The sequence below is a fragment of the Paraburkholderia phenazinium genome, assembly GCF_900142845.1.
Lineage (GTDB): Bacteria > Pseudomonadota > Gammaproteobacteria > Burkholderiales > Burkholderiaceae > Paraburkholderia > Paraburkholderia phenazinium_A.
Map to the genome: position 1 here is coordinate 1,446,896 of NZ_FSRU01000001.1, position 26,091 is coordinate 1,472,986.

Annotated in this window: 19 protein-coding genes and 1 pseudogene; 13 read left to right on the plus strand and 7 right to left on the minus strand. The window is 64.0% G+C overall.

The features are described from left to right. Positions 1-90 precede the first annotated feature (90 nt). Positions 91-1,902: an ABC transporter transmembrane domain-containing protein gene (locus tag BUS12_RS06285; RefSeq protein WP_074294751.1), complete on the plus strand. Its 1,812-nt coding sequence runs from the start codon at positions 91-93 to the stop codon at positions 1,900-1,902. 80 nt (positions 1,903-1,982) lie between these two features. Here BUS12_RS06285 and BUS12_RS06290 read toward each other — a convergent pair whose 3' ends face one another. The 3 genes from BUS12_RS06290 to BUS12_RS06300 form a co-directional block, all read right to left on the minus strand. Next, positions 1,983-3,215, minus strand: coding sequence for an NAD(P)/FAD-dependent oxidoreductase (locus BUS12_RS06290; protein ID WP_074297177.1), 1,233 nt, complete (start codon positions 3,213-3,215; stop codon positions 1,983-1,985). A 108-nt stretch (positions 3,216-3,323) separates the two neighbouring features. Beyond that, positions 3,324-4,892, minus strand: a complete 1,569-nt coding sequence (locus BUS12_RS06295; RefSeq protein WP_074294753.1) for a PqiB family protein — start codon at positions 4,890-4,892, stop codon at positions 3,324-3,326. A 20-nt stretch (positions 4,893-4,912) separates the two neighbouring features. Then, on the minus strand, positions 4,913-5,575 hold the full coding sequence (locus tag BUS12_RS06300) for a DUF3313 domain-containing protein (RefSeq protein WP_074294754.1): 663 nt from the start codon (positions 5,573-5,575) through the stop codon (positions 4,913-4,915). A gap of 321 nt (positions 5,576-5,896) precedes the next feature. Here BUS12_RS06300 and BUS12_RS06305 point away from each other — a divergent pair, with 321 nt between their 5' ends. Further along, positions 5,897-6,466 carry a TetR/AcrR family transcriptional regulator gene (locus tag BUS12_RS06305; protein WP_074294756.1) on the plus strand — a complete coding sequence of 190 codons (570 nt, stop codon included), beginning with the start codon at positions 5,897-5,899 and terminating at the stop codon, positions 6,464-6,466. An 83-nt stretch (positions 6,467-6,549) separates the two neighbouring features. Here the strand turns inward: BUS12_RS06305 and BUS12_RS06310 are convergent, their stop codons facing one another. Continuing rightward, a complete protein-coding gene (locus tag BUS12_RS06310) occupies positions 6,550-6,798 on the minus strand; it encodes a hypothetical protein (protein WP_143788270.1) in 249 nt (82 codons plus the stop codon). A 384-nt stretch (positions 6,799-7,182) separates the two neighbouring features. Here BUS12_RS06310 and BUS12_RS06315 point away from each other — a divergent pair, with 384 nt between their 5' ends. Then, entirely contained in the window at positions 7,183-9,252 is a 2,070-nt protein-coding gene (locus BUS12_RS06315) for a hypothetical protein (RefSeq protein ID WP_074294760.1), read from the plus strand. 3 nt (positions 9,253-9,255) lie between these two features. On the opposite strand, the pseudogene zapE reads toward BUS12_RS06315, so the two are convergent. After that, positions 9,256-9,741, minus strand: a pseudogene (gene zapE, locus BUS12_RS06320) (AFG1/ZapE family ATPase); the annotation flags it as partial. 292 nt (positions 9,742-10,033) lie between these two features. On the opposite strand from zapE, the gene deoC reads away from it, so the two are divergent. From deoC to BUS12_RS06360, 8 genes are all read left to right on the plus strand, one after another. Beyond that, positions 10,034-11,044 (plus strand): deoxyribose-phosphate aldolase, encoded by a 1,011-nt coding sequence (gene deoC, locus BUS12_RS06325; RefSeq protein WP_074294762.1) that lies wholly within the window; start codon positions 10,034-10,036, stop codon positions 11,042-11,044. A 13-nt stretch (positions 11,045-11,057) separates the two neighbouring features. Then, positions 11,058-13,454: an aldehyde dehydrogenase family protein gene (locus BUS12_RS06330; RefSeq protein ID WP_074294764.1), complete on the plus strand. Its 2,397-nt coding sequence runs from the start codon at positions 11,058-11,060 to the stop codon at positions 13,452-13,454. Positions 13,455-13,504: 50 nt separating this feature from the next. Then, complete coding sequence (locus BUS12_RS06335) at positions 13,505-13,984, plus strand: RbsD/FucU family protein (protein WP_074294766.1); 480 nt, start codon at positions 13,505-13,507, stop codon at positions 13,982-13,984. Further along, on the plus strand, positions 13,981-14,943 hold the full coding sequence (rbsK, locus tag BUS12_RS06340) for a ribokinase (RefSeq protein WP_074294768.1): 963 nt from the start codon (positions 13,981-13,983) through the stop codon (positions 14,941-14,943). The genes BUS12_RS06335 and rbsK overlap by 4 nt, the downstream gene beginning before the upstream one ends. Positions 14,944-15,054: 111 nt before the next feature. Then, entirely contained in the window at positions 15,055-16,083 is a 1,029-nt protein-coding gene (locus BUS12_RS06345) for an ABC transporter permease (protein WP_074294770.1), read from the plus strand. Positions 16,084-16,202: 119 nt separating this feature from the next. Further along, positions 16,203-17,207: a substrate-binding domain-containing protein gene (locus BUS12_RS06350; protein WP_074294772.1), complete on the plus strand. Its 1,005-nt coding sequence runs from the start codon at positions 16,203-16,205 to the stop codon at positions 17,205-17,207. A 99-nt stretch (positions 17,208-17,306) separates the two neighbouring features. Next, entirely contained in the window at positions 17,307-18,839 is a 1,533-nt protein-coding gene (locus BUS12_RS06355; RefSeq protein ID WP_074294774.1) for a sugar ABC transporter ATP-binding protein, read from the plus strand. A 25-nt stretch (positions 18,840-18,864) separates the two neighbouring features. After that, positions 18,865-19,911, plus strand: coding sequence for an ABC transporter permease (locus tag BUS12_RS06360; protein ID WP_074294776.1), 1,047 nt, complete (start codon positions 18,865-18,867; stop codon positions 19,909-19,911). Between the two features lie 18 nt (positions 19,912-19,929). On the opposite strand, the gene BUS12_RS06365 is transcribed toward BUS12_RS06360, so the two are convergent. Continuing rightward, the gene (locus tag BUS12_RS06365; RefSeq protein ID WP_074294778.1) at positions 19,930-20,286 is read right to left on the minus strand and encodes a hypothetical protein; all 357 of its coding nucleotides are present in this window, start codon (positions 20,284-20,286) and stop codon (positions 19,930-19,932) included. Between the two features lie 245 nt (positions 20,287-20,531). After that, entirely contained in the window at positions 20,532-21,851 is a 1,320-nt protein-coding gene (locus BUS12_RS06370) for an MFS transporter (protein WP_083640269.1), read from the minus strand. 304 nt (positions 21,852-22,155) lie between these two features. Between BUS12_RS06370 and BUS12_RS06375 the strand changes: the two genes are divergently transcribed. Together BUS12_RS06375 and BUS12_RS06380 are read left to right on the plus strand one after the other, a co-directional pair. Further along, a complete protein-coding gene (locus BUS12_RS06375) occupies positions 22,156-22,932 on the plus strand; it encodes a hypothetical protein (protein ID WP_074294779.1) in 777 nt (258 codons plus the stop codon). 124 nt (positions 22,933-23,056) lie between these two features. Then, a complete protein-coding gene (locus BUS12_RS06380) occupies positions 23,057-26,032 on the plus strand; it encodes a putative bifunctional diguanylate cyclase/phosphodiesterase (RefSeq protein WP_074294781.1) in 2,976 nt (991 codons plus the stop codon). The last annotated feature ends 59 nt before the right edge of the window (positions 26,033-26,091 follow it).

The following is a 26,091-nucleotide window of genomic DNA, read 5'->3' on the forward strand; positions in this document are numbered from 1 at the left end:
ACGGACCGGCCGCCCGCTTTCATCATGTCACGCCGTCGAATCCGCAAGACTGGCACAATCGGATGATCTTCGACCCGCCCGGGAATCCCGATGTCAGACCCCGCCTCACCTGCGCCGCGCATCGCGCCCCTCTTCGCGCTGTTTCCGTTCCTGCGCCCGTATGCCGGACGCTGGGCGCTCGCGTTCCTTGCGCTGGTGACATCGGCGGGGGCCACGCTGGTGCTGCCGGTGGCGTTCAAGTACCTGATCGACCGCGGGTTCGCCAGCGGCGAGCGGGCGCATATCGACCGCTATTTCCTCGCGCTCTTCTGCGTTTCGCTGGTGCTGGCCGGCGCCACGGCGCTGCGTTTCTACCTGGTGTCTTGGCTGGGCGAGCGGGTTACGGCCGATTTGCGGCGCGCGGTCTACGACCACGTGCTGGAGATGAGTCCGCAGTTCTTCGAAACCACACAAACCGGCGAGGTGCTTTCGCGGCTGACTGCCGACACCACCCTGATCCAGGCGGTGGTGGGCACCAGCCTGTCACTAGGGCTACGCAACTTCTTCCTGCTGATCGGCGGTGTCGCGATGCTGGTGGTGACAAGTCCCGTGCTGTCCGGGTACATCATCGCCACGTTGTTCGTGGTGGTGGCGCCTATCGTCATCTTTGGACGACGCGTGCGGCGCCTCTCGCGTGCCAGCCAGGACAAGGTAGCGAACGCGAGCGCGCTGGCGGGCGAGGTGCTCAACGCCATGCCGACCGTGCAGTCGTTCACGCAGGAGCCGTTCGAGTCGCGGCGCTTTGCGGGTGCGGTGGAAACCGCCTTCGACACGGCGCTTACCCGGATTCGGGCGCGCGCCTGGCTGACCGCGGTGGTGATCGTGCTGATATTCACGGCCATCGTGTTCGTGCTGTGGCTCGGGGCGCAGGCGGTGCTGGCCGGGCGCATGACGGCCGGCCAGTTGTCCCAGTTCATCCTGTACGCGGTGTTTACTGCCGGCGCGGTGGGGGCGGTCGCCGAGGTGTGGGGCGATCTGCAGCGCGCCGCCGGCGCGACCGAACGTTTGCTGCAACTGCTGGCGGCGCGCTCGCCGGTCGTGCAGGCGGGGACGACGGTCGCGCTGCCGGCGCGTGGCGACGGCATCCAGTTCGACGACGTGAGCTTCTCGTATCCGTCCCGCTCCGGCATTGCGGCGCTTTCCGGTCTGTCGCTCCATGTTCGCGCGGGCGAGCATGTCGCATTGGTGGGCCCATCAGGTGCGGGCAAGACCACGCTGTTCCAGTTGCTGCTGCGCTTTTACGATCCGCAGTCCGGCACCATTCTGATTAACGGCGTCCCGACGCGGGATGTGCCGCTGGTCGAATTGCGGCGGGAAATCGGCGTCGTGCTACAGGAGTCGGTGATCTTTTCGGGTAGCGTGCTCGACAACATCCGCTATGGCGCGCCCGAAGCGACGCTTGCAGACGTGCAGCGGGCCGCCGGCATGGCCGCTGCAGCCGGCTTTATCGAAGCCTTGCCGCAAGGCTACGACACGTTTCTCGGCGAGCGCGGCGTACGCTTGTCCGGTGGACAGCGTCAGCGCATCGCAATCGCGCGCGCGATCCTCAAGAATCCGCCCATCCTGCTGCTCGACGAGGCCACCAGCGCGCTCGACGCAACCAGCGAACGGCTGGTCCAGACGGCGCTCGACAATGCCGCGCAGAACCGCACCACGCTCGTCATCGCACACCGCCTCGCGACGGTGCAGCAAGCCGACCGCATTGTCGTGCTGGAGCATGGGCGCATCGTCGCGCAGGGGCGTCATGCCGAGCTGCTGCTGAGTTCGCCGCTCTACGCCCAGCTTGCCGCGCTGCAGTTCGGCGAGCCGCTCGCGCAGACCGTGCCGCGCGATGCGGTGCGGGATCACATGGATTCGGCCTGACGTGCGTGTGGCGCAGCCGCTTCGGGCGGCTGCTGTCGCCGTCGTCGTCAGCGCCGCTTGTCGTCACGGGACAGGTGCGACTAAAACCGCTCTACCCTGAACGGCCGCGCATCCACTACGGTCTCCTCACCGGTCATCATCTCGGCGATCAGGCGGCCCGTGATGGGGCCGAGCGTCAATCCGTGATGCGCATGGCCGAACGCAAACCACAGTCCGCGGTGACGCGGGGCCGGCCCGATGATGGGCAGCATGTCGGCTGTGCATGGGCGCGCTCCCATCCAGGCCTGTTCGTCGAGACGCTCGCCCAATGGAAACAGCGTGCGCGCAACCGGCTCCACGGCTTCAAGCTGGATGGGCGTCCTGGGCGCATCGCGAAGGGCGATTTCCGCGCCCGTGGTCAAGCGGATGCCGCGTGCCATAGGCGCCAGCACGTAGCCCACTTCTACGTCCAGCACCGGATGATGCAGGCGGGCCCCTGCGTGGGCCGCATAGTGCATGTGGTAGCCGCGTTTGACGCCAAGCGGCAGACGGTAACCGAGCCGCGAACTCACGCGATCCGACCACGGACCGAGCGCCACCACCGCCGATGGCGCCGTGATCGTGCCGTCCTGCGTATCGACCTCCCAACCTGCGCGAAGCGAGTCGGCATCGCCGATGAAAAACCGTCCACCGAGCGCTTCGAAATATTTTGCGTAGGCGGTGACGAGCGCGTTCGGGTCGCTCACGGAATCGGATGCCGGATAGCGCAAACCGCCGGACAAGGTTGTGGCGAGATCGGGTTCGGCCTGGTGCAGGGCGGCCGGGTCGAGCGATTCGAAGGCGACGCCATACTCGCGTTGCCACCGTTCGGCGAGCCGGTTTTCCGCGTCGCGTGCCGCTTCGGTGCGAAACACCTTGATCCAGCCGATTGGCCTTAACAACGCGCTCGCATCGGCATCCGCCGCCAGCGCCCGGTGCTCGCTGACGCAATGTTCGATCAAAGTCGAGTAGGACTTCGCAATCGCCGCATGTTTTGCCGGATGCGAATTGCGCCAGTATTGCCACAGAAATGGCGCTACCCTGAGCAGCGCATCGGCATGGTAGCGAACGTCAGGCGACTGGTTGCGCGCGTAGCGAAGCAGGGTGCCAAGTCCGCGCGGAAACGCATAGGGATAGACGCCTTCACGCTGGATCAGGCCGGCATTGCCGAACGAGGTTTCGTTGCCGGGCAGCTTGCGGTCCACCAGTGCGACCTGGCGGCCGCGCTTTTGCAGATGCACGGCAACGCTCACGCCGACCATACCCGCGCCGAGTACGACGGTATCGAAGTTCAATCTGCTCATGAGCTCATGGTGACCGGTCAGGCGAGACTTGCCGCGACGTACGGCGGAAGACGGAATCGACGTAAGTTATCACATGGCCCGCAGCGGGCAGATCTCGTCTCAATGCCGTTTGTCTCGTGCCTTGCCGCTCAGTAACGACTCGGGATGCTGCTCGAGATAGTCCGCAAGCTGGTTCAGCGTCTGCAACGTCCGCGTCAATTGCGTGAGCGCCAGGTGCAGATCGGACTGCAGAGGCGAGTCCTGCTGCAAGGTCGCCTGCGCGGCGCTGAAGGTCTGCTGCGCGCTTTGCAGCGTGTCGCGCGCCTGCGGCACGAGTTGCGTATCGAGTTGGTCGAACAGGTGAGCGGCGCTCCCTAGCGTCTTGTTGAGGTTGCTGCCTATCTCCGCGAACGGCACCTGATCGAGCCTGGTTGCGATGTCCCCGATCTGCACCTGCAGTTCTTCTAGCGTGTTCGGTACGGTCGGCAATACGAGCGGCGTCCGGCTCATGTCGACGGAGACGGGGCGCGCACCGGGAAACATGTCGAGCGCCACGTAACGCCGATTCGTCAGCAGATTGCCGGTGCGCAACTGTCCGCGCAAGCCGCGCGCCACGAGTTTGCGCAGCAGCGCCTTGCCTTCTTGCGGGTCGCCGTGGCCGACCGATTCGCGATAGCTGCGGCCCAGCCGGTCTGGAAACAGATTCATCGTCACCGGCATGGTGAAGTCGCCGCGCTTCGGGTCGTAGGCGACATCGATCGCGGTCACATAACCCAGTTCGATGCCATGGAAGTCCACCGCCGCGCCGACCGACAACCCGCGCAGCGACTGCTCGAACTTCATGATCACCTGAGCCGGGGGACCGTCCGGCTTCTGCATCGCGTTGGCCTCGTCGTCGGCGAGACTGAAGCCGGCGCCGTCCGGCGCCGCTTCGCCGACCGACTGATCCGGCGGCGGCTGCTGGAAAGCGATGCCGCCCAGCAGGACCGTCGCGAGCGATTGCGTGTTGAGCTTGAGCCCGGCCGAGTCGATCCGCAGATCGACGCCGCTCGCGTGCCACCAGCGCGATTTGACGTCGACGTAGCGGTCATAGGGCGCATCGACGAACACATCGATAGTCACGCCGTTGCCGTCCCGATCCAGCGAAAACCCGGTCACCTGTCCGACCTGCATGTGGCGGTAATACACCGGCGAACCGATATCGACCGAGCCGAGCGAACTGCCGTGCAGGACATAACGACGCCCGTTGCGCTCGCTGGTGACGGTGGGCGGCGTTTCGAGCCCGGCGAACTGCGAACAGCGCTCGCGCGAACGGCCCAGGTCCACACCGATGTAGGCGCCCGATAGCACGGTTTCGAGCCCGGAGATGCCGCTCGAGCCGATGCGGGGGCGCACCACCCAGAAGCGCGTGTCTTGCACTGCGAACGGCTTGGCCGTGCCGGTCAATTGCGCGTCGACCAGCACGCGCGCGTGATCGTTCGACAGGCGGATCGCCTTGACCGAGCCGATATCGAGGTTCCGGTAGCGGAGTTTTGTCTTGCCGGGTTCCAGACCTTCGGCGCTGACGAAGCTGATCGTCACGTTCGGTCCACGGGCGTTGAGCGACTCGATAAGGAATGCGATACAAATCGCCGCCGCGGTAAACGGGACGAGCCAGATGAAGTACCGCAGTGCTTGCCTGCTGGACACGGCGGTCTCCGGATCCGCGACTAGTTTAGCTGGGCGGCGAGCGCGTCGGCGCCCTTGTCGATACCGGTTTTTGCAGCACTGAGCGAGCCGAAGGTAGCGCCGATATTCATGGCGTTCGGATACTGCTTCGAGACATAGGCATGCAGCAGGCGGTTGGTCGACGCATCGTATATCTCCACGGCATACGTAACCGAGCCGGTAAATGCGCCGTTACCGCCGCGGATGGCCTGGACGCCGTTGTAGAGACCGCCTGCGATATCGAATCGCGACACGGTTGAGAGGAACGCCGTGCTGGTCTCGGCGCCGGTGAGCGTCAGTTTCAGGCGCAAGGTGTCCGGCGCGGCCGTGTTCGCCAGTTCGAAATGCTTGCCCAGCTTCTGCGCGAAGGTGGTCTGCATGTAGCTGGCAAGGGTGGTTTTGTCCGCGTCGTGCATTGTGCCGAACTGATTGTCGGGGCCGCGATAGACGATCACAGGGTCGATGATCAGCTTGCGGTACCGCCGCCAGTCCGCGAGGGTCGCGTAGCGGTAGGGGATCCGTGCAGCGTCGCGCTGCGAGTTGGGTTGCAGGTAGCTCGACGAATCGATCCCCGAATAAGCGACCGGCTGCACGCTCGAACAGCCGACCAGCGCTGCGCATGCGATCGCGATCACCAGTAGCCGTGTGTGATTGGATTTGTCCATTTGAAGCTCCGTTGAGTGTGCCTTGCGATGAGGGCGCCCGGGCCTGATCCGGCTGCCCGTGATGCGAGACCGAAGCGTAGCATCGCCAGTTTAGAATGTAAACCGGATGTACGGTTTGTTTTTGGGTGGCCGTGAATGTGCCCAAAAATCGGCGGTCATCTCGTCAGGCGTTGAGACGGGCGGGGCGGTATCGCACCCCTGAAGCTCCGCCAACGCGCTCAAACCGGCGATAATGGCGGGATTTTTCTGGCCTCGTGCGCGCGGCCGGTCTTGCGGGACCGCGGTCTGCGCGTGCAATCGCTACTCTCTTTGCTGGAGCTCATGGACAATCCCACTCGCTCGGAACGATCCCGTAACGCCGCCATTCAGGCGGCGCTCGCCATTCTTGCCCGCGACGGTCCGGGTGAACTGACGTTCGAGGCGCTGTCGCGCGAGAGCGGCATCAGCAAGGGGGGGCTGCTGCATCAGTTCGGCAGTAAGAACGGCATCCTGAAGGCCCTGCTGGCGCATCAGGTCGAACACTTCGAGCAGTTCTCGCAGCAGTATCTGGCCGCATCTGACCCGGCGACGCCGGAGCTCACGTTGCTGTCGCAGATCGCGACGGCGCGCGAAGCCGTGAACCAGCATCACTCGGTCGCGCTGGCGGTCATTGCGGCGATGGTTGAAGACCCGGAGTTGCTTGCCAGCACCCGCAAGCTCGACAACAAGAAGATCGACGCCATCAAGGCGGAGGCCGCCGATCCGGATCTCGCCCTGCTGCGCTGGGCGGCCGCGAGAGGGCTGATTTTCACCGAACTGCTCGGACTGTCGCCGTTGTCGAAGAAGGACCGCGACCGCCTGTTCGATTGCCTGCTCGACGCGAAGCGCTGGGGCGCCGGCAAGGGGAAGTGAATCGAACCGCGTTGCGGCCCGGAGCGTCATCGGGCCGAGAACTTTCCTAAGCGGCCTAGTCCACTTCCTGCGGCCCTGAGTGCTTACGCTGGGGCCGCCGACGGCGCCGCACGGTCTTCGCTCGCGCCCCGGCCATCGAGGAATCGCCAGATGCAATCGCAACTGGCGCCGATCAGCACGCGCGAAAACGATGAGCCGCAGGCGACGCAGCGGTAATGCTCGACGGCGGGAACACCGCACAGCTCGCCTACGCCAAGCAGCGCCATCTCACACAGTTGGGTGGTCGAAGCAGGGCGACCATGTAGGTCCGAACACGATTTGCAGGTCTGCATTCTGCGCTCCGTGGGGGCTGTCCATTCGAGACTAGCACGCGCTCGGAATGCTGCAAAGATTTTGCTGCGTTTGATTTGAGGGTCGGTCGGATTTGTTGGCGATGGCGTCGCGGGATTGATATGGCACTGACCCGATAAGCATGCATGCGAATGCGCGCGCATAAATAAGCATGGCTGGCGCATCTTAAGCTCGGCGACACATCGAACCTCGTTCGCTTATTGGGCTTCGTTGCTTTGGATCGGTCGGGCCATCTTCGTGTTTTCGCCGCTTGCTTCGCTAGCGGTGCGACGAACCGGCGCTGCGATTCATATGATGGCTTTGCGCCGCGGGCAGCCGAAGGTAGCCGCGTGCTTTCGCCGAACCCATCGCCGACGAGATATCGCATGCTGAACACCCAGAAGATGGCCCCGTCTACGGCGGGACCCGCTAACAGCAGCCCCGTCGATACCGGGCACAAGCCGCAGGAAAAAAAGCCGGACGGGCAGCCGTCGGCGAATCCGAATTCGGTCGCGCCCGAGATTGCGCGGCTAAGCGGACACCCGGCTTCAGCGGTGCAAAATGACACGAACCCGCCGCGCAAAACGGTGACCTTCGCGGTGGGCACCGCTGGCGCGCAGGGCAGCAAGGATGCAACGCGTGGACAGGGTTCGAGTAATTCAACCGCGTTGCGGGACAAGGCTTTGCCCGCGCTGCCGCCAGGCGCGGCGACGCCAGGCAATATCCCCGCGGGAAGGCCGCCGATTCCAACCAGGCGGTTGCCGTCGCTATCCACCGCGGCGAATGAAAGCGCACAGGGCGTTGCGTTGCACGCTACCGTGCAGACGCCAACTGTCGGCACGAGGCCGGCTGCTCCGACGAGACCGCCGCCGCCCGTGCCGGGCGCGTCAACCGTGACGCGCACCGCGACCGCGGATGCATCGCCGCCGCCGTCGCGCGCAGGCTCGATCAAGGCCGACGCCGAGCCTGCCGCAAAAGCAGGCCCCGAAGATCCCGGCTTCCGCATGCCGCCCCGCGCGCAACGCTTCGGCCAGCCGGTCGATCGCGACAAGCCCGGCTTTTCGCTGCTCGAAACCAACAAGCTGCGTCCGGGCGCGTCGGTGGCGGCGGCGGTCGGCATCGGCACGCATACGACAGCCGGCACGGTCGACGCCGCGTTGGTCGGCGGCAGCCTGACGGCAGCCCACGAAACCGTCGGCGCCGTAGTCAACAGTCATGCGTTCTTCGCCGCGACCCAGCGCAAGAAGCGCTACGGTGCACAGCTCGACACCATGCTGAAGGACGACGTAGCGAAGTTCCATGGCCGCGATCCCAGTGTGAAAATGCGGCCAGAGGCGTTGATCTTCAAACGCAAGAACGCCATCAAGAAACTCGACGATGTCTACGACGCGAAGGCGGCCGATACGAAGGGCAAGCAGCGCGCCGACGGCAATCAGGACGCTACGTCCGCCGCCAAACCCGCCGAGCTCGAATACGACATGGAAGCCGTGAAAAAGCTCGCCGCCTCGGACGATCCCGAGTTGAAGAACGAGAGTGCCCATGCGAAGAACGTGCTGCTCACCGCGTTCCTGAAAGACGACGTCGCCGCAAAGCAGGGCAACCGCGCCGCGTACGAATTCATCCGCAATACCGTGTCCATCAGTGCCGCGACGGCGACGGCCATCGGCACGCACGGCGCGTCGGTGGCCCTGGCCGGATCGCACGCGGCAGCGGTTGCGGGACACACCCGCATTGCGGGCAGCGCGCTTTCAGCGGCCGGTTCGCTCGACGTCGCGAAGGGCATCCGCGGACTCAAGCAGCGCATGCGCAACGACAAGGCGGAAGTGGTCGGCAGCTACGCGTTGCAACGACGCCAGGCTTTTGCCAACGAGTACGCCGGGCCGGGCGCGTCCGACGACAAGAAGAAGATCATCAGCGACCTCGGCGATTCGCACGACAAGGCAATCAAGGACATTCATTCCGCATTCACCGCGCAGGCTCGCGTGCAAGCGGGCAACGAGCGTTTCGGACGGATCTTCAAGGGCTCGAAGATCAATGACACCCGCTCGACCGCTGCGAAGAAGGAAACGCGCGACCTCGTCGGCAAGCACGCGTATGCCGTGGTGGACTATCACATGGGCACGAGCGATCCCGTCAAGTCGGAGAAACTTGCGACCGAGTGGGACAAGATCATGAAAGAGCCGAACGGCACGCGCAAATCGCGCCAGAAAAAGTTCGCCGAACTGTTCGACAAGGATTCCGGCACCAAGACCGCATATCACCTGTTGCGCGATACGGGCATGGGACGGGGAGAATCGATCTATACGATGCAGCGGATGATCGAGATGTCGATCGAAACGAAAATGGCGAGCGACCCGGAGATGTCGAAGGTCGGCGGCTCACCTGACTTCGCCAAGGACGACGCGGCACAGAAGGCGACCACGAGCCGTCTGACCACGGCCTTTGCGCGCCGCTGATCTTTACACCGCTACGCCTTCGAGCGGGTTCGGATACGCACGCGACTGCATTTCGGCTAGCCGGCTCAGCGTACGCGACAGATCGTGCGCACCTTCAAGACCAGCGATGGGCTGATCGGAAGCGATGAACAACGCGCGCTTACGGTCGTAGAAAATATCGACCAGCCACACGAAGCGCTGCAGCGTATGCGGTGTCGCAAGCCAGTGCGTCTCCAACTGGTCGACGATCAGCCCTTGCCAGCGCTCGGCGAGATCCAGATAGTCGAGATGCGAACGGCTCGCGATGCACAGTGCTTCGAAACTCGCCCATAAGAGCGACGCGCCGGCGGCCTGCGCGTGGAGCGGCCGTCCCGCTGCAGACAGCGTCTGTGCGCATAGCGCATCTTCACCTTCGTACTGCAGAAAGATGCGCTGCAGATGCTCGTGCGTCGCCGCATCGAGCGGTGCGAAAAAGCGTGGACGTTGTGCCGGTTCGGCACTGAAACGATATCCGCAAGGGATAGAGAGGGTTGAGGGGCAGGACGCTCATCGTGCCACAGCTTGATCCGTGCGCGCTTCGCCGCAAGCACCCCCCGCACGCACTCCGCACCCTCTTGCCTGGTGAAAACACCGATGGGCAAACCAGGATGAACCAAGCGGTCGGCGCGCCGCGCCACTCCCGCAAACCGCACGTAAGGAAATGATCGTAACGCCACTTGTTACGATCCTATCATTCGATGTACGATGGTTGCGAATAAACCATCAGCCGTTGCTGTGCGCTGCACAAAATCACGGACGTCCCATGCCTGAAGCTCCTTCTTCGTCTTCCTCGGTCATCGCGTTGCGGCGCGATCAGGCCATTCATCCGGAACGCAATCCCGGCGTACCGTTCGACGCTGCCTGGCTCGACGGTTTGCGGGTCAACCAGTCGGCCGTCGAGCGGCGCACGGCCACGCTCGGCACGCGGCGCACCGTCAAGAAAGATGCGCAGGCGGCGTGGCTATTGAAGGCCGTCACCTGCATCGACCTGACCACGCTGAGTGGCGACGACACCGAAGGCCGCGTGCGGCGCCTCTGCGCGAAAGCGCGCCAGCCGGTGCGGGCCGACATCCTCAGCGCGCTCGGCATTGCGCCGCAGACCATCACTACTGGCGCGGTGTGCGTGTATCACCGCTTCGTCGCCGCTGCGGTCGATGCGCTGCAAGGCAGCGGCATTCCGGTCGCGGCGGTGTCCACGGGTTTTCCGGCGGGCCTGATCCCGCATCCGCTTAAGCTCAAAGAGATCGAGGCGTCGGTGGCGGACGGCGCGCAAGAGATCGATATCGTCGTCACGCGCGAACACGTGCTGACCGGTAACTGGCAGGCGCTCTACAACGAAGTGCGCGATTTCCGCGCGGCCTGCGGGCCGGCGCATCTGAAGGCGATTCTCGCCACCGGCGATATCCGCACGCTGTCGAACGTGGCGCGTGCGTCGATGGTCTGCATGATGGCGGGTGCCGATTTCATCAAGACTTCCACCGGCAAGGAAGGCGTGAATGCGACGCTCGACGTCTCGCTGGTGATGGTGCGGATGATCCGCGACTACCAGGAGCGCACTGGCGTCCTGATCGGCTTTAAGCCTGCCGGCGGTGTGTCCACTGCGAAATCCGTGCTGACCTATCAGATCCTGATGAAAGAGGAACTGGGACGCGCCTGGCTCGAACCGGAGTTGTTCCGGATCGGCGCATCGAGTCTCCTCGCCGACATCGAACGCCAGCTCGAGCATCACGTGAGCGGCCGTTATTCCTCCTTCAATCGTCACCCCGTTGCTTAAGCAGACCGATCCCATGAGCGTAGCCGAATATTTTTCTTCGATGGAGTACGGTCCCGCACCCGAGGACGATCAGCCCGCGCGGGCCTGGCTCGCGCAGCACGAGGCCGGCTTCGGTCATTTCATTGGCGGCGCGTGGCGCGCACCGGCTTCGGGCGAGCGCTTCGAATCGCGTGAACCGGCCACGGGTGAGTTGCTCGCGCAGCTTGCCCAGGGCGATGCGGCTGATATCGACGCAGCGGTCGCCGCGGCCCGCGCCGCGCAGCCTGGTTGGCTGGCGCTGGGCGGCGCGGGGCGCGCGCGTCATCTGTATGCATTGGCGCGCATGGTGCAGCGGCATAGCCGGCTGTTCGCCGTCCTCGAAGCGCTCGACAACGGCAAGCCGATTCGCGAGACGCGCGACATCGACGTACCGCTTGTCGCGCGTCACTTCTTGCATCATGCGGGTTGGGCGCAGTTGCAGGATAGCGAGTTCGTCGACTTCGCGCCGCTGGGCGTCGTCGGGCAGATCGTGCCGTGGAATTTCCCCTTGCTGATGCTTGCGTGGAAGATCGCGCCGGCCATTGCAACCGGCAATTGCGTCGTGCTGAAGCCCGCGGAATACACGCCGCTTACCGCCTTGCTGTTTGCCGAACTGGCGCATCGCGCCGGCTTGCCGGCGGGCGTGCTGAACGTGGTGACCGGCGATGGCCGCACCGGCGCCGCCCTTGTTGAGCATCCTGAAGTCGATAAGCTGGCGTTTACGGGGTCGACCGAAGTCGGTCGGCAGATCCGCTCGGTCACTGCAGGCTCGGGCAAGTCGTTGACGCTCGAACTCGGCGGCAAGTCGCCGTTTATCGTGTTCGACGATGCCGACCTGGACGGCGCGGTCGAAGGTGTAGTCGACGCGATCTGGTTCAACCAGGGGCAAGTGTGCTGCGCCGGTTCGCGCCTGCTCGTGCAGGAGGGCATCGAAGCGCGTTTCATCGACAAGCTGAAGCGCCGCATGGAGACCCTGCGTGTCGGCTCCTCGCTCGACAAGAGCATCGATATCGGCGCGATTGTCGATCCGGTGCAGCTCGAACGGATTGAATCGCTGGTGGAAGCCGGCCGCCGCGAAGGCTGCGCGGTGTGGCAGTCGCCGGATGCCACCGTGCCTGCACACGGTTGCTATTACCCACCGACGCTCGTGACCGGTGTCGCGCCCGCTTCGATGCTCGCCCAGGAAGAAATTTTCGGCCCCGTGCTGGTGACGATGAGTTTCCGCACGCCGGATGAAGCGGTGGCGCTCGCCAACAACACGCGTTATGGCCTGGCCGCGAGCGTGTGGAGCGAAACGATCGGCCGCGCGCTCGACATCGCACCGCGTCTCGCATGCGGCGTGGTCTGGATCAATGCAACCAATCTGTTCGATGCCGCGGTCGGCTTTGGCGGCTATCGCGAGTCGGGTTATGGCCGTGAAGGCGGTCGCGAGGGCATTTACGAATATCTGAAGCCGCGCGCGTGGCTTAAGCTCGCCGAGCGTCCTGCGCGGGCTGCGGCAACGGGTTCGCTTGAGGCGCTGTCGAACGCGAGCGGCTTGAACGTGACGGCGATCGATCGCACAGCGAAGCTCTTTATCGGCGGCAAGCAGGTTCGCCCCGACGGCGGTTATTCGCTGCCCGTCCATGGTGCAGACGGTGGACTCGTCGGCGAAGTGGGCGAGGGCAACCGCAAGGACATTCGCAATGCCGTCGAGGCGGCGCGCGGCGCAGGCAAGTGGTCGCAGGCCAGCACGCACAATCGCGCCCAGGTGCTGTACTACCTCGCGGAGAATCTCACGGTACGGGCCGACGAATTCGCGCGGCAACTGGTGGTGCGCACCGGCGCCGACGAGACCGCCGCACATGCGGAAGTCGAAGCTGCCGTGACGCGGCTCTTCACGTACGCCGCGTGGGCCGACAAGTTCGACGGCGCGGTGCATACGCCGCCGTTGCGCGGCGTCGCGCTGGCCATGCACGAACCGCTGGGCGTGATCGGCATTGCCTGCCCGGATGAAGCGCCGCTGCTGGCCTTCGTCTCGCTGGTGGGACCGGCGCTGGCAATGGGTAACCGCGTGGTGGTCCTGCCGAGCGAGGCCTGCCCGCTGACGGCGACGGACCTGTATCAGGTGGTCGAAACCTCGGATGTGCCCGGCGGCGTGTTGAACATCGTCACGGGCGAGCGCGCCGCCTTGCTGCCGGCGCTCGCGAAACACGACGACGTCGACGCGCTCTGGTGCTTCGGCGGCGCGGCGGATTCGGCGCTCGTCGAACGCGCCTCGGTGGGTAATCTGAAGCGCACCTTTGTCGATCATGGGCGCCAGTTCGACTGGTTCGACCGCTCGACAGAAGGACCGGCCTGGCTGCGTCAGGCTGTGCAAGTGAAGAACATCTGGATACCTTACGGAGACTGACCGTCCGATTGTGGACGGGTAGCAGGCCGATCGAACATGGAGGAGACACCGTGCTGAAGAATCTGGACCCGCTGTTGAATGCCGATGTGTTGCACGCGCTGCGCGCGATGGGCCACGGCGACGAAGTGGTGATTTGCGATGCGAATTTCCCCGCCGACTCCGTTGCGCGCGCAACGGTGCTGGGCAAGCTGCTGCGTTTCGACGGCGCGGATGCGGCGCGCGCGGTTCGCGCGGTGCTGTCTGTGCTGCCGCTCGATACCTTTGTCGAGCATCCGGCGCAGCGCATGGAAGTAGTCGGCGAGCCGAACACGATTCCTGCTGTGCAACGCGAGGCGCAGGCCGAAGTGAATGCGGCCGAAGGGCGCGATCTGCCGTTTGCTTCCATCGAGCGTTTCGCGTTTTATGAACGCGCCAAGAAAGCGTATTGCGTGATCGCCACCGGCGAGCGGCGCGGTTACGGCTGCTTCGTGTTCACCAAGGGCGTGTTGCTGGCGCCGGACGCGCCGAGTGCCGGGGAGCAGCAAAAATGAGCACGCAGTCCCAACAGAGCGGACGCGTCGTCATTCTCGGCATCTATGTGACCGATCTGACGTTTCGCGCCGAACGCATGCCGCTGATCGGCGAGACCATCGCCGGCTCGGCCTTCGCGATGGGCCCGGGCGGCAAGGGTTCGAATCAGGCGGTCGCTGCAGCGCGGGCCGGTGCGCAAGTGGTCTTCTGCACACGCATCGGTAACGATGCCTTCGGCGCGATCGCGCGCTCGACGTGGACCGCGGAAGGCATCACCGCGCGGGCCACGACGGTGGAGGGTGTCTCGACCGGCGCCGCACACATCTTCGTCGACGACACCAACGGCAAGAACGCCATCATCGTCGCCTCGGGCGCGGCGGGCACGATGAACGCGGCCGATGTCGATGCGATCGAAGCGGATATCGCTGCCGCGCAGGTGTTCGTCACGCAACTGGAGCAACCGCTCGCAGCAGCGCGACGCGGTCTTGAAGTGGCACGGCGGCACGGCGTCATCACGGTGTTCAATCCCGCGCCTGCGTTACCGCTCGACGACGACATTTTCCCGCTGTGCGATTACATCACGCCCAACGAAACGGAGGCCGCCGCCTTGACGGGCGTGCCGATCCAGAACGCCGACGACGCGCGGCGCGCAGCCGACGTGCTGCTTGCCAAAGGCGTGGGCACGGTGATCGTGACGCTTGGCGAAGCGGGGGCGCTGCTTCATTCCGCCAGGCAGTCGGTGCTGGTGCCGGCGTTCCAGTGCGGTCGCGTCGTGGAGACGGCCGGTGCGGGCGACGGTTTCACGGGCGGGTTTGCCGCAGCGCTGGCACGCGGCGCGGATCCCGTGGAGGCGATGCGCTTCGGTTGTGCGCTGGCCGGTATCTCCGTGACACGTCCGGGCACGGCGCCGTCGATGCCGACGTTAAGCGAAGTGAACCAGCTATTGAGTCAGGCGGGCCAGCCGGTGTCTGCGCACTGAAGGTGCACTGCAGATACACGCAGGGCGCGTTCACTGCTCGTTGAGGTCTCATGGATCGCACCTCAACGGCCCGCTGAAGTTTCATGCAGTCTGACGGAGTTTCTCTTCACCATGAAGTCCTCGTTCGCTGTTGGAAAACTGTTCGCCGACCGGCAACTGAATTTCTTGCTGGCCGTCAACGTGCTGGTCGTATTGGTGGCGACAGCGCTGTCGCACGGCCAGTTTGTCGATGTCGACAATCTGCAGTCGATGGGCAGCCAGTTGCCCGAACTCGGCCTGCTTGCACTCGGCATCATGCTTTCGATGATCTCCGGCAACGGCGGTATCGATCTGTCCGGCGTCGGCCTCGCGAATCTGTCGGGCATGATCGCCGCGCTGATCGTGCCGAAGTGTCTCAGCGCCGACGCCTCGCCAGTCGCTTACACGGCCTTGTTTTGCGCGATCGTCGTGGCGATAGGGCTGCTCGGCGGCCTCTTGAACGGCGTCGTGATTGCGAAGCTGCGGCTCACGCCGATTCTCTGCACGCTGGGCACACAGTTGCTGTTTACCGGCATCGCCGTGGTGTTGAGCAACGGCGCATCGGTGCCGGTCGAGTATGTCGACCAGCTTTCGGATATCGGCAACGGCACCGCGTTTCAGGTGCCGATCTCGTTCATCATCTTCATTGCCGCCATCGTCGTGCTGGGCTGGTTGCTCAAACGCAGCCCGTTCGGCTTGCGCCTGTATCTGATGGGCACCAATCCCAAGGCCGCTTTTTATGCGGGCATTCCGCGCGCGCGGATGCTGATTCTGACCTACACGATGTGCGGCGTGCTCGCCTCGTTGGCCGGCCTGATCAGCGCGACCCATACGTCCAGCGCGAAATGGGACTACGGCAACTCGTATCTGCTGATCTCGATCCTGATTGCCGTGATGGGCGGCGTGAATCCCGCCGGCGGCCGCGGCCGCATCATCTCGGTGTTCTTCGCCGCCACGGTGCTGCAGTTCCTCGCGAGCCTGTTCAATCTGCTGGGTGTGTCGCAGTTCTTCGGCGACTGCGCGTGGGGCTTTCTGTTGCTGTTGTCGCTGGCTTTCGCGGGTGGCGAGCGGGTTAGCGCGATCTTCGGTTTCACGCGCTCCGATCCGGCGGCGCGAAGGTAGCGCTCGCGTTCAGCATGAGCGCCGGCACGTAGGCAAAGTTTAGTACGCGGCGGACATCGGGGCCCTGGATGTCCGCAACCGTGAAGCAGGGCGACATCGAAAGAAAAAGGAGACATGGAATGAAACTGACTCGATTGGGCGCCGCACTGGCAGCAGGCGTGCTCACGGTAGGCGTGATCGCCGCAGCGCACGCGGCGGACAATGTGACGATCGTCACGGTGGTGAAGGTGACCGGCATCAACTGGTTCAACCGCATGGACGAGGGCGTCAAGGAATTCGCCAAGGACAACCCGGGCGTAACGGCCTATCAGACCGGCCCGGGCCAGGCCGACGCGGCGCAGCAACTGAAGATCATCGAAGACCTGATCGCCAAGAAGGTCGATGCGCTGGCCGTGGTGCCCTACGATCCGCCCACGCTCGAACCCGCGCTGAAGAAGGCGATGGACCGCGGCATCAAGGTGGTCACGCATGAGGCGGACAACGAAAAGAACACCATGGTCGACATCGAAGCGTTCGACAACACGGCGTATGGCGCGAACCTGAACCAGCGGCTGGCCGGCTGCATGCACGACGAAGGCAAATGGGCCGTGCTGGTGGGGTCGCTCGGCAGCCGCTCGCAGGTGCAGTGGGCGGATGGCGGGATCGGCAACGCCAAGGCCAGGTATCCGAAGATGGATCTGGTCGAACCGAAGCTCGAAACCAATAACGACGGCGAACGCGCCTATGAAGTCGCCAAGGAAGTGTTGCGCAAGCATCCGGACCTGAAGGGCTTCCAGGGGTCGTCGTCGCTCGACGTGATCGGCATTGGCCGCGCGGTTGAAGAAGCGGGCCTGCAGGGCAAGATCTGCGTGTACGGCACGGGCCTGCCGACCGAAGCCGCCAAGTTCCTCGAAAGCGGCGCCATCAACGGCATTTCGTTCTGGGATCCGAAGCTTGCCGGCATAGCGATGAACAAGATCGCGCTGATGCTGATCCACGGCCAGACGGTGCATGACGGCGACAACCTCGGCATTCCGGGCTACACGAAGGTGACCGTGACCAAGGGTCCGGGCAAGGGCATCATCGTGCGCGGCCAGGGCTGGGTCGACGTCGACAAGTCGAACTACAAGAACTACGCGTTCTAACGGCTGTCGCTTCCTGAGTGGAGGTGTGCTCGCTTGCGGGCACACCTTTGAAGAAGAAAACGCAGGCTGCTCCTAGGTCTTAAAGGTTGCAATCGGACTATGAATACAGACGCTGCTTCCGTGCCGTTTCTGCAAGTGGTTGGCGTGCACAAGCGTTTCACCGGCGTGCATGCGCTGCGTGGCGTGAGCCTGTCGTTTCAGCGCGGACAGATCTATCACCTGCTCGGCGAAAACGGTTGCGGCAAGAGCACGCTGATCAAGATCATCTCCGGCGCGCAGCCGCCCGATGAGGGCGAGCTCATTATCGAAGGCGAGCGGCACGCTCGCCTCACGGCGCTGGAATCGCTCGCGGCGGGGATCGAGACGGTGTATCAGGACCTCTCCTTGTTGCCGAACATGAGCGTGGCCGAAAACGTCGCGCTGACCTCGGAGCTGGCTACGCACAACGGCCGCCTGACCCGTACCTTCGACCGCCGCGCATTGGCGAAGACGGCGGAGCGTGCGCTGGCGGCCGTCGGCCTGCCCGGCGACGCGGAGTTCCAGTCCACCCTCGTCGAAGAATTGCCGCTCGCGACCCGCCAGCTCGTGGCGATTGCGCGCGCCATTGCGAGCGAGGCGAAGTTCGTCATCATGGACGAGCCCACCACCTCGCTGACGCAGAAAGAAGTCGACAACCTGATCGCAGTACTAGGCAATTTGCGCGCGCAGGGCGTGACGGTGCTGTTCGTCAGTCACAAGCTCGACGAATGCTATGCGATCGGCGGCGAAGTAATCGTGTTGCGCGACGGCCAGACCATGGCGCAAGGGCCGATCGCGAACTACACCAAGTCCCAGATCAGCGAACTGATGACGGGCCGGCATCTGTCGAGCGAGCGCTATCGCGAAGGGGGTTTCGGCGCCGAAGTGGTGCTCGACGTGAGCGGCCTCACGCGCACCGGCCAGTTCGCCGATGTCTCGTTTGCGCTGCACCGTGGCGAGATTCTCGGCGTCACCGGACTGCTCGACTCGGGACGCAATGAACTGGCGCGCGCGCTCGCGGGCGTGGCGCCTGCGCAGCATGGCGAGATCGTGCTGGACGGCAAGCGCATTGTTTTGCACACGCCGTCCGATGCGAAGAACCACCGGATCGGCTATGTACCGGAAGACCGCCTGAACGAAGGGCTGTTCCTCGACAAGTCGATTCGCGACAACGTCATCACCGCGATGATCTCGAGCCTGCGCGACCGCTTCGGCCAGATCGACCGCACGCGTGCGCAAGCGCTCGCCGTCGACACCGTCAAGGAGTTGCAGATCGCGACGCCCGACGTCGACAAACCCGTGCAGTCGCTGTCCGGCGGTAACCAGCAACGCGTGCTGATCGGCCGCTGGCTCGCCATCGATCCGCGCGTGTTGATCCTGCACGGTCCGACGGTCGGCGTGGATGTCGGCTCGAAGGACATCATCTACCGCATCATGCAGCGCCTGTCGCAGCGGGGCATCGGCATTATCCTGATCAGCGACGACCTGCCCGAGCTGCTGCAGAACTGCGACCGCATCCTGATGATGAAGAAAGGACGCGTTGCGAACGAATATCAAGCCGACCAGTTGCAAGAAGCCGACCTGTATCACGCGCTGCTGTCGGAAGCCGCATAGAGTACGCTGAGAGGACGTGACCCGCATGAACCCGCGCATCAACCAGACCATGACCACGCCAACTGTCATCGACATCGCACCGCAGGTGAAGCCGCTCAGCTTGCGGGCCAAGCTCGCGCGCAACCCCGAGTGGTTCACCGCCGGGCTGATCGTGGTGATGTGCATCATCGTCGGCGCGATCAATCCGCGCTTCTTTCAACTGGCGACGCTGTTCGACCTGCTGCATTCGGCCACTACCGTGTCGCTGTTTGCGCTCGGCACGCTGGTGGTGCTGGCCTCGGGCGGCATCGACGTGTCGTTCACCGCGATCGGCGCGCTCACCATGTATGGGATCACGAAGGCCGTGTTCGCGTGGTGGCCCGACGAGCCGTTCGCGTTGATCCTGATCACCGGCGCGCTCGGCGGCATTGTGCTCGGCCTGATCAACGGCGTGCTGGTGCACCGGCTGAAAGCGCCGTCGCTGATCGTGACGATCGGCACGCAGTATCTCTATCGCGGCATCCTGCTGACCTTCATCGGCACGACGTTCTTCATGAACATTCCGCACAGCATGGATCGCTTCGGCCGCATCCCGCTGTTTTTCTATCAGACCGCCGACGGCTTGCGCGCCGTGCTGCCGGTTTCGGTGCTGGCGCTGCTGGTGGCGGCGGTGGTGACATGGTGGCTGCTGAACCGGACCATGATGGGACGCGGCGTTTACGCCATGGGCGGCAGCCTCGCGATTGCGGAGCGCCTCGGCTACAACCTGCGCGCAATCCATCTGTTTGTGTTCGGCTATACGGGCATGCTGGCAGGCATCGCAGGGATTCTGCACGTAGCCAATAACCGGCTCGCGAATCCGTTCGACCTGGTCGGCTCGGAACTCGATGTGATCGCGGCGGTGATTCTCGGCGGCGCGCGCATTACGGGTGGCACCGGCACCGTGGTCGGCACGCTGCTAGGCGTGGTGCTGGTCACCCTGATCAACAACGTGCTGATCCTGGTGGGCGTGCCGAGCACGTGGCAGAAGGTCATTATCGGCGCGTTCATCCTGCTCGCTGGCACCCTGTTCGCCCTGCAGCGCAAGGCGTGAGGGGCAACGTGTACGGCGTTACAGCGCGTACTGCAACGCCAGGTCGAAGCCGAGCACCACGAAGGAGCAACCGATCCCCACCAGAACATTCGAGACCCGATGTTCGAAGTCCGGATGTTTGGTGATGCCTGCACCCGCGAGGAACACAATCTCCACCAGGATCTGCAGCGCGACGAACGTCAGCATGAGCAGGAATTCATAGCCCATGTAGCGGAAGTTCGCGAAGTTCATGCCGTAATCGAAGATCCAGTGCCCAACCCGCCACGCCTCGTAGGCGAGCAGCAGAATGGGAAACAGGTAGCTCGTCACGTAGGTGGGTACCGTTGCGTGGCGTAGCTCGAGGTGGAAATGGTGAGGTTGATGAGCGGTCTGCATGTCTCCTCCGTTTTCACATCAGTCTGGGACCTATGCTACTCGTTTGACTGGAGATTCGCAGAATGGTGCGATTCGACACGGGCCGCTGCAAACGCCGCGTTCACTGAACTGCCGGTCGTTTTTTCTTGAGCCTGAAGCGACCGGTAAGTTTGACGCGCGAGGCATCGCCGTCGCGCGCCTCGCGCAGTGCTCTCATGTCGCCTCAGCGCAACACTCGCTCACCTGGGACATTCACCTGGCAGATCTTACGAACCTGCGGTGACGGGTTCGTCTTCATGGCCTAGCGTGCGGACCCGGCGAAGCTCGGGAAACAGCTTCATCCACAGCAGTGCAACGGCGATGGTTGCCACGCCGCCTATCAGCACCGCAGGCTGGGCACCCCACCATCCGGCAGTCAGACCCGACTCGAACTCGCCAAGCTGATTCGACGAGCCGATGAACAGCGCGTTGACTGCGCTCACGCGTCCGAGCATCTCGTCAGGCGTGCGAAGTTGCACGAGCGAGAGGCGCACCACGACGCTGATCACATCCGATGCGCCAAGCACGGCGAGCGCCAGCAGCGAGATCACGATCTGATGCGAGAGCCCGAACACCAGGGTGGCGAGGCCGAATGCGATGACCCCGCCAAACATCGCAGCACCGGGCCGCTTGCGCAGCGGAAAGTGCGCCAGCCAGATCGTGCCGGAGAGCGCGCCGACCGCCGATGCCGAGCGCAGCAAGCCGAGTCCCAATGGCCCGGCGTGCAGGATGTCGCGTGCAAACACCGGCAGCAGGGCAGTCGCGCCACCGAACAGGACAGCGAACAGATCGAGCGAAAGCGCCCCGAGGATGACGGGCTGTTTGCGGATGAAGCCGATCCCCGAGAAGACCGATGTCAACGTCACCGGCGCGCGGGTAGCGGGCCGTGCCTGTAGTGGAATACCCCACACGAGTGCGGCGGCCGTAGCAAACGTGAGCGCGCACACGAGATACGCCGGACCGGCACCCACTCCGTACAGCAGGCCGCCGAGCGCGGGACCGACGATCTGCGCCGTCTGGCCGGCCGAGGTCGCCCATGCGGTCGCCTGAGGCAACTGGCTGCGCGGCACCACACCGGGCAGCAGCGACGACACGGCGGGCGATTCGAAGGCGCGGGCAGCGCCGAGACAAGCGGCGAGTCCATAGATCACAGGCGCACTCAGCCAGCCACCGAAGGTACCCCATGCAAACACCAGCGCAGCGGCGGCTTCGGCGCTTTGACAGACGGCCGCGATACGCCGGCGGTCGTAGCGGTCGGCGACCTGGCCTACGACGAGGGTCAGCGTGAACATCGGCAGGAATTGCGCGAGGCCGAGAAGGCCGAGCGCGAAGGCACTGTGCGTGAGTCCGTAGATGTGCCAGCCCATTGCGACCGCCAGCATCTGGAACGAAAGGGACGAGAACACGCGGGTACACCAGAAGCGCTGAAACGGCCTGCTGCGCGGCAGGCTGCGATGCAGTGCTTCGCTAGTGAAGGTCTCGTCGCCAGGGGCAGAGGAGGGCGGAGGTCGGGGCTCGTCGGAGGTGTCGGCGGATTGAGCGGTCATGAGTTCGCGAAGCGCGATTTAGCAAGGCGCGATGTTGTTGAAGGCCGCAAGTTTAGTGCAAGCGCAACGATCTGGCTTGCGCCGGGCGATGCGCGTTGCCGGGCGTGCCTTTGCGAGGAGGTGGAAGCCCACGGCTGCAATGGCTTGGCGTCCTCACTAAGACGTTAATTATTAAGAAATATTAGATAGGACTCACCCGTAAATTTCAGTTCGTGAGAGGCTAGATTTGTCGTACTGAAGCGCGGAATTCTGGAGTGCCAGGTGCGATGGTTTCCTTTCTCTATTAGCCAACTGGGGTTATAAAATGGATCGCCTAAATCCTTCAGTATTAGTTTCCGAACTCCATCACGAACACGCCGCCAACCCGGAGATCGCAGAGACGATTCCACTCAGGAAAACGGAGAGACTGCCGTTTACCATTCGTATAGCCGCCGATAGCGATTCCCTTCAAAAAGCTGTCATGATGCGACAAATGGCTTACGGCCGGCATTTGCCGGACTTTGCCAGCAAGATGACGATTGAAAAGGGGGACTGCGAGCCCGGAACGGCCGTGTTGCTGGCCCAGTCGAAGCTGGACGGCGGCCCGCTCGGCACCCTGCGGATTCAGACGAACGAGTTCGCACCGCTGGCCGTCGAGCAGTCGGTGCAGTTGCCGGACTGGTTGCAGGGCACGCGCATGGCGGAAGCCACGCGGCTGGGCGTGGCCGGCGGGACGATTGGGCGGATGGTCAAGATCGGCCTGTGCAAGGCATTGTTTTTGTATTGCCAGCAACAGGAGATCGACTGGATGGTCATTACCGCGCGTTCGCCGCTGGATCGCGAGTATGAAGCCATGCTGTTCGACGACGTTTTCGGCAAGAACCAGTTCCTGCCCATGGCGCACGTCGGCGGCCTGCCGCACCGGGTGATGGCCAAGCCGGTGGCCGTGGCGCGCGAGCGCTGGGCGGCGGCCGGCCATCCGCTGCTCAAGTTTATGATCCATACGTATCACCCGGACATTGATTTGTCGCCCGCAGATTTATCTTTCAACCGGGAAACTGTAGGATGCTTGGAAGCTACTCAAATTGGATATGGCAAGTAAAACAAAGTGCTCCGGCAGGCCAACGAACGTGTCACGCTGTAATGGGTAACGCGGTGGTGGCGGGGCCTCTTGGCTCCGTCATCGTTTACGTTGAGGGCTTTGCCGCATAAGGGGAATTCCGGGTATGGAGTCGGCGACGTTCTTTTCGCGGTCGAAATACATGCGCGCGGGGTCGTTTATCGACTGGCTTCTGTACGCATTCGCGGTCTACGTCGTGCCGGCGCTTATTACGCTCGCCACGGTCGCCACGTTATTCTGGGCACCCCGGCAATTTCAGTCGGCGGGTGCTGTCACGCTCGCGCTGCACATCGTGCCGGACAAGCGCGCATCGCTAGGGCCGGCCGAGGCGCTGGCCACCTTGAAGAGCCTGCAGCAGGCGCCCACCACCAGGCGCTACAGCACGCGGCTTGCCGAATCGCCCTTCTGGTTCCTGTTCGACGTGCCGCCGGTCAATCCGGGGCATCCGACCGTAGTTGAATTTCCCTCGCGCCACGCGCAAACCCTGGCTTGCTGGAATGCCGCGACGCTGGCGCCGCTCGGCCAGGCCGATCGCCATGGCACGAGCGGCAAGCTCAGTCCCGTCAAGGCGGGTTTCGAGTTGCCGGTCAATGCCGCCGCCGAGCCCGCACAGGTATTGTGCCGCGGCACATTTTCGGGCCCCGCGTACCTGAATGTGCTCGCCTGGGATGGCGCGGCGCTCAGCGACTCGGCGCTCGACTTCCACGAAAACGCGGCGCTGATTGCCGGCGGCCTGCTGACGCTCGCCATCTTCGTGTTCGTGACGGCCCTCATCAACCGCGAGTTGACCTATGTGATCTTCGCGGCCTGGCTGATCGGCAATCTGCGGCTCTGCTCGAATGCGATGGGCTGGGACATGGAATGGATTGGCCGCGTCATTCCACCCGACTACATGCCTTTGCTGCGCCAGTACACGTTTGCCGTGTACTACCTGCTGACGGGGGCCCTGTTCAATCAGTTGTTCCGCCGCGAACTGAAGGTGGTGGGGTATCGCTGGCTGCTGCGCACGGTGCTGTACGCCGGCCTGTTGAACCTCGCTGCGGCGGCGGTGCTGCCATACGCGAAGTTCATTCCGGTGATGTGGACCTTCAGCAGCATCGGCATGGCCGTGCTGGTCTTCCTGCTTGCGCGGCTGGTGTGGATGACCGGCTCGCGCACCGTGCTGTGGTACGTGGCGTCGATGGTCGTCGTGCTGTTTTCGATCTTCTCCGAAGTGCTGGGCGCGGCGTTCGGCATCAAGCTGCTGTTCGGCGGCGTGAATCCGGTGGTGGCGGCGCTGTCGTCGAGCATGATGGCCGCCTTTGCGATTGCCGAGCAGATGCGCGCCGAGCGCGAGCGCCGCCGGCGGATGCAAACGGAGTTGCGCAACACCTATGACGTCACGCCGATCGGTCTCTTCACGCTCGATGAGAACGGCCATTTCGTGCGCGCCAATCCCGCCTTGCGTGCGATGCTCGATCTGCGCAAGGCCGAATACAAGGTGCGGCTCTGGAAGGATTACTTCGAGCCGGGCGCGTGGGGCTCTTTGCAGGCGCTGGCGCAGAAGGGCAGCGAGGGCGAGCTCGAACTCGGCGGTTCGGCGGAGTGGGGCACGGCCGAGCGGCGTTACTCGCTGAAGGCGACGCGCTCGAACGGCTGGATCGAAGGCTCGTTGCAGGACGTGACGGAGCGCGCCAAAGCGATCGAGCGTCTGCATTTTCTCGTCGACCATGATCCCCTGACCGCCTCGTTGAATCGCCGCGGAGTGGAACGGGCCATCGCGGCGCAAAGCGAGGAGCACACGCCGTGGGCGCTGGCCTATATCGACCTCGACCGCTTCAAGCTCGTCAACGATCTGTTCGGGCATCGCGCTGGCGACGAGGTGCTCAAGCAGGTCGCCGCGCGTGCCCGTTCACTGTTCCGGCCTGAGTATGCGGTGGGACGCATCGGCGGCGACGAGTTCATCTGCGTGATGAGCAACACCTCGATCGACGATGCGATCGAGCAGTGCCGCGAACTTGTCACCTTGCTCAGCGCCGCGCCGTATCAGGTCGGCAATTGCGCGTTTCAGGTGAAGGCGTCGATTGGCCTCGTGGAATGCTCGCACGGCGTGCGGGTGCAGGACGCGCTGTCCAACGCGGATGGCGCCTGCCGTGAGGCGAAAGGCGTGGCGCACGGGCATCTCGTCACCTATCGCAAGGGCGCGGCGGCCTTCGAGGAGCGCGCCAAGGAACTCATGCTGGTCGAGACGCTAGGGCAAAACCGCTTGCCCGGCGGACTGTTCCTGGTGATGCAGCCGATCATGTCGCTCGCCGCACCCACCGCGTCGCTCGACTTCGAAGTGCTGCTGCGCTGGCGTGCGCCGGACGGCGCGATACTGCCGGCCGGCAAGGTGATCGTGGCGGCGGAGGAGTCCGGCAACATTGCCGCCATCGACAGATGGGTGCTGACCACGGTGCTCGAATGGATCGAGCGGAACCGGCATGCGTTGCCGAAGACGCGCTTTGTGTGCGTCAACCTGAGCGGTGGGTCGCTCAACGACGAGCAGTTCATGGAAGACATCTTCGCGCTGTTCGCGCGCTACCGCCCGATTATCCGTTACCTGTGCCTCGAAATCACCGAGAGCGTCGCACTGCACGATCTGGAAAACACGCAGCGGTTTATCGCGCGCGTTCACGATATGGGCGGCAAGATCGCGCTCGACGACTTCGGCGCGGGCTATACCTCGTTCAAGTATCTGAAGGACCTGTCGGCCGATGCCTTGAAGATCGACGGCGAGTTCATTCGCACGATGTGCGAGCATCCCGCCGATACGGCGATCGTCGAGGCAATCGTCGCCCTTGCGCGCAACCTCGGCATGCGCAGCATTGCCGAGTGGGTCGAAGATGCGAACACGCTGCGGGCGCTCAAGGAAATCGGCGTGGACTATGTGCAAGGCTTCGTCGTTGCGCGACCGCAGGAGTGCGAGGCGATCCTGACGGCCGGTTCGGCCGCCAGCTTCATTAGCGATCCGGCCACGCAATGCTTCGTCGACAGTTTGAGCGAACCCGCGCCGAATCTGGAAGAGGTGTACGAAATGCGCGCGCGGGCCGACCTGCATTGAGCGGTTGCGTTCGGTCGAGGTGTTGTGCCGCTTCACTTCGTGCGGAAAGATTCGTCAAA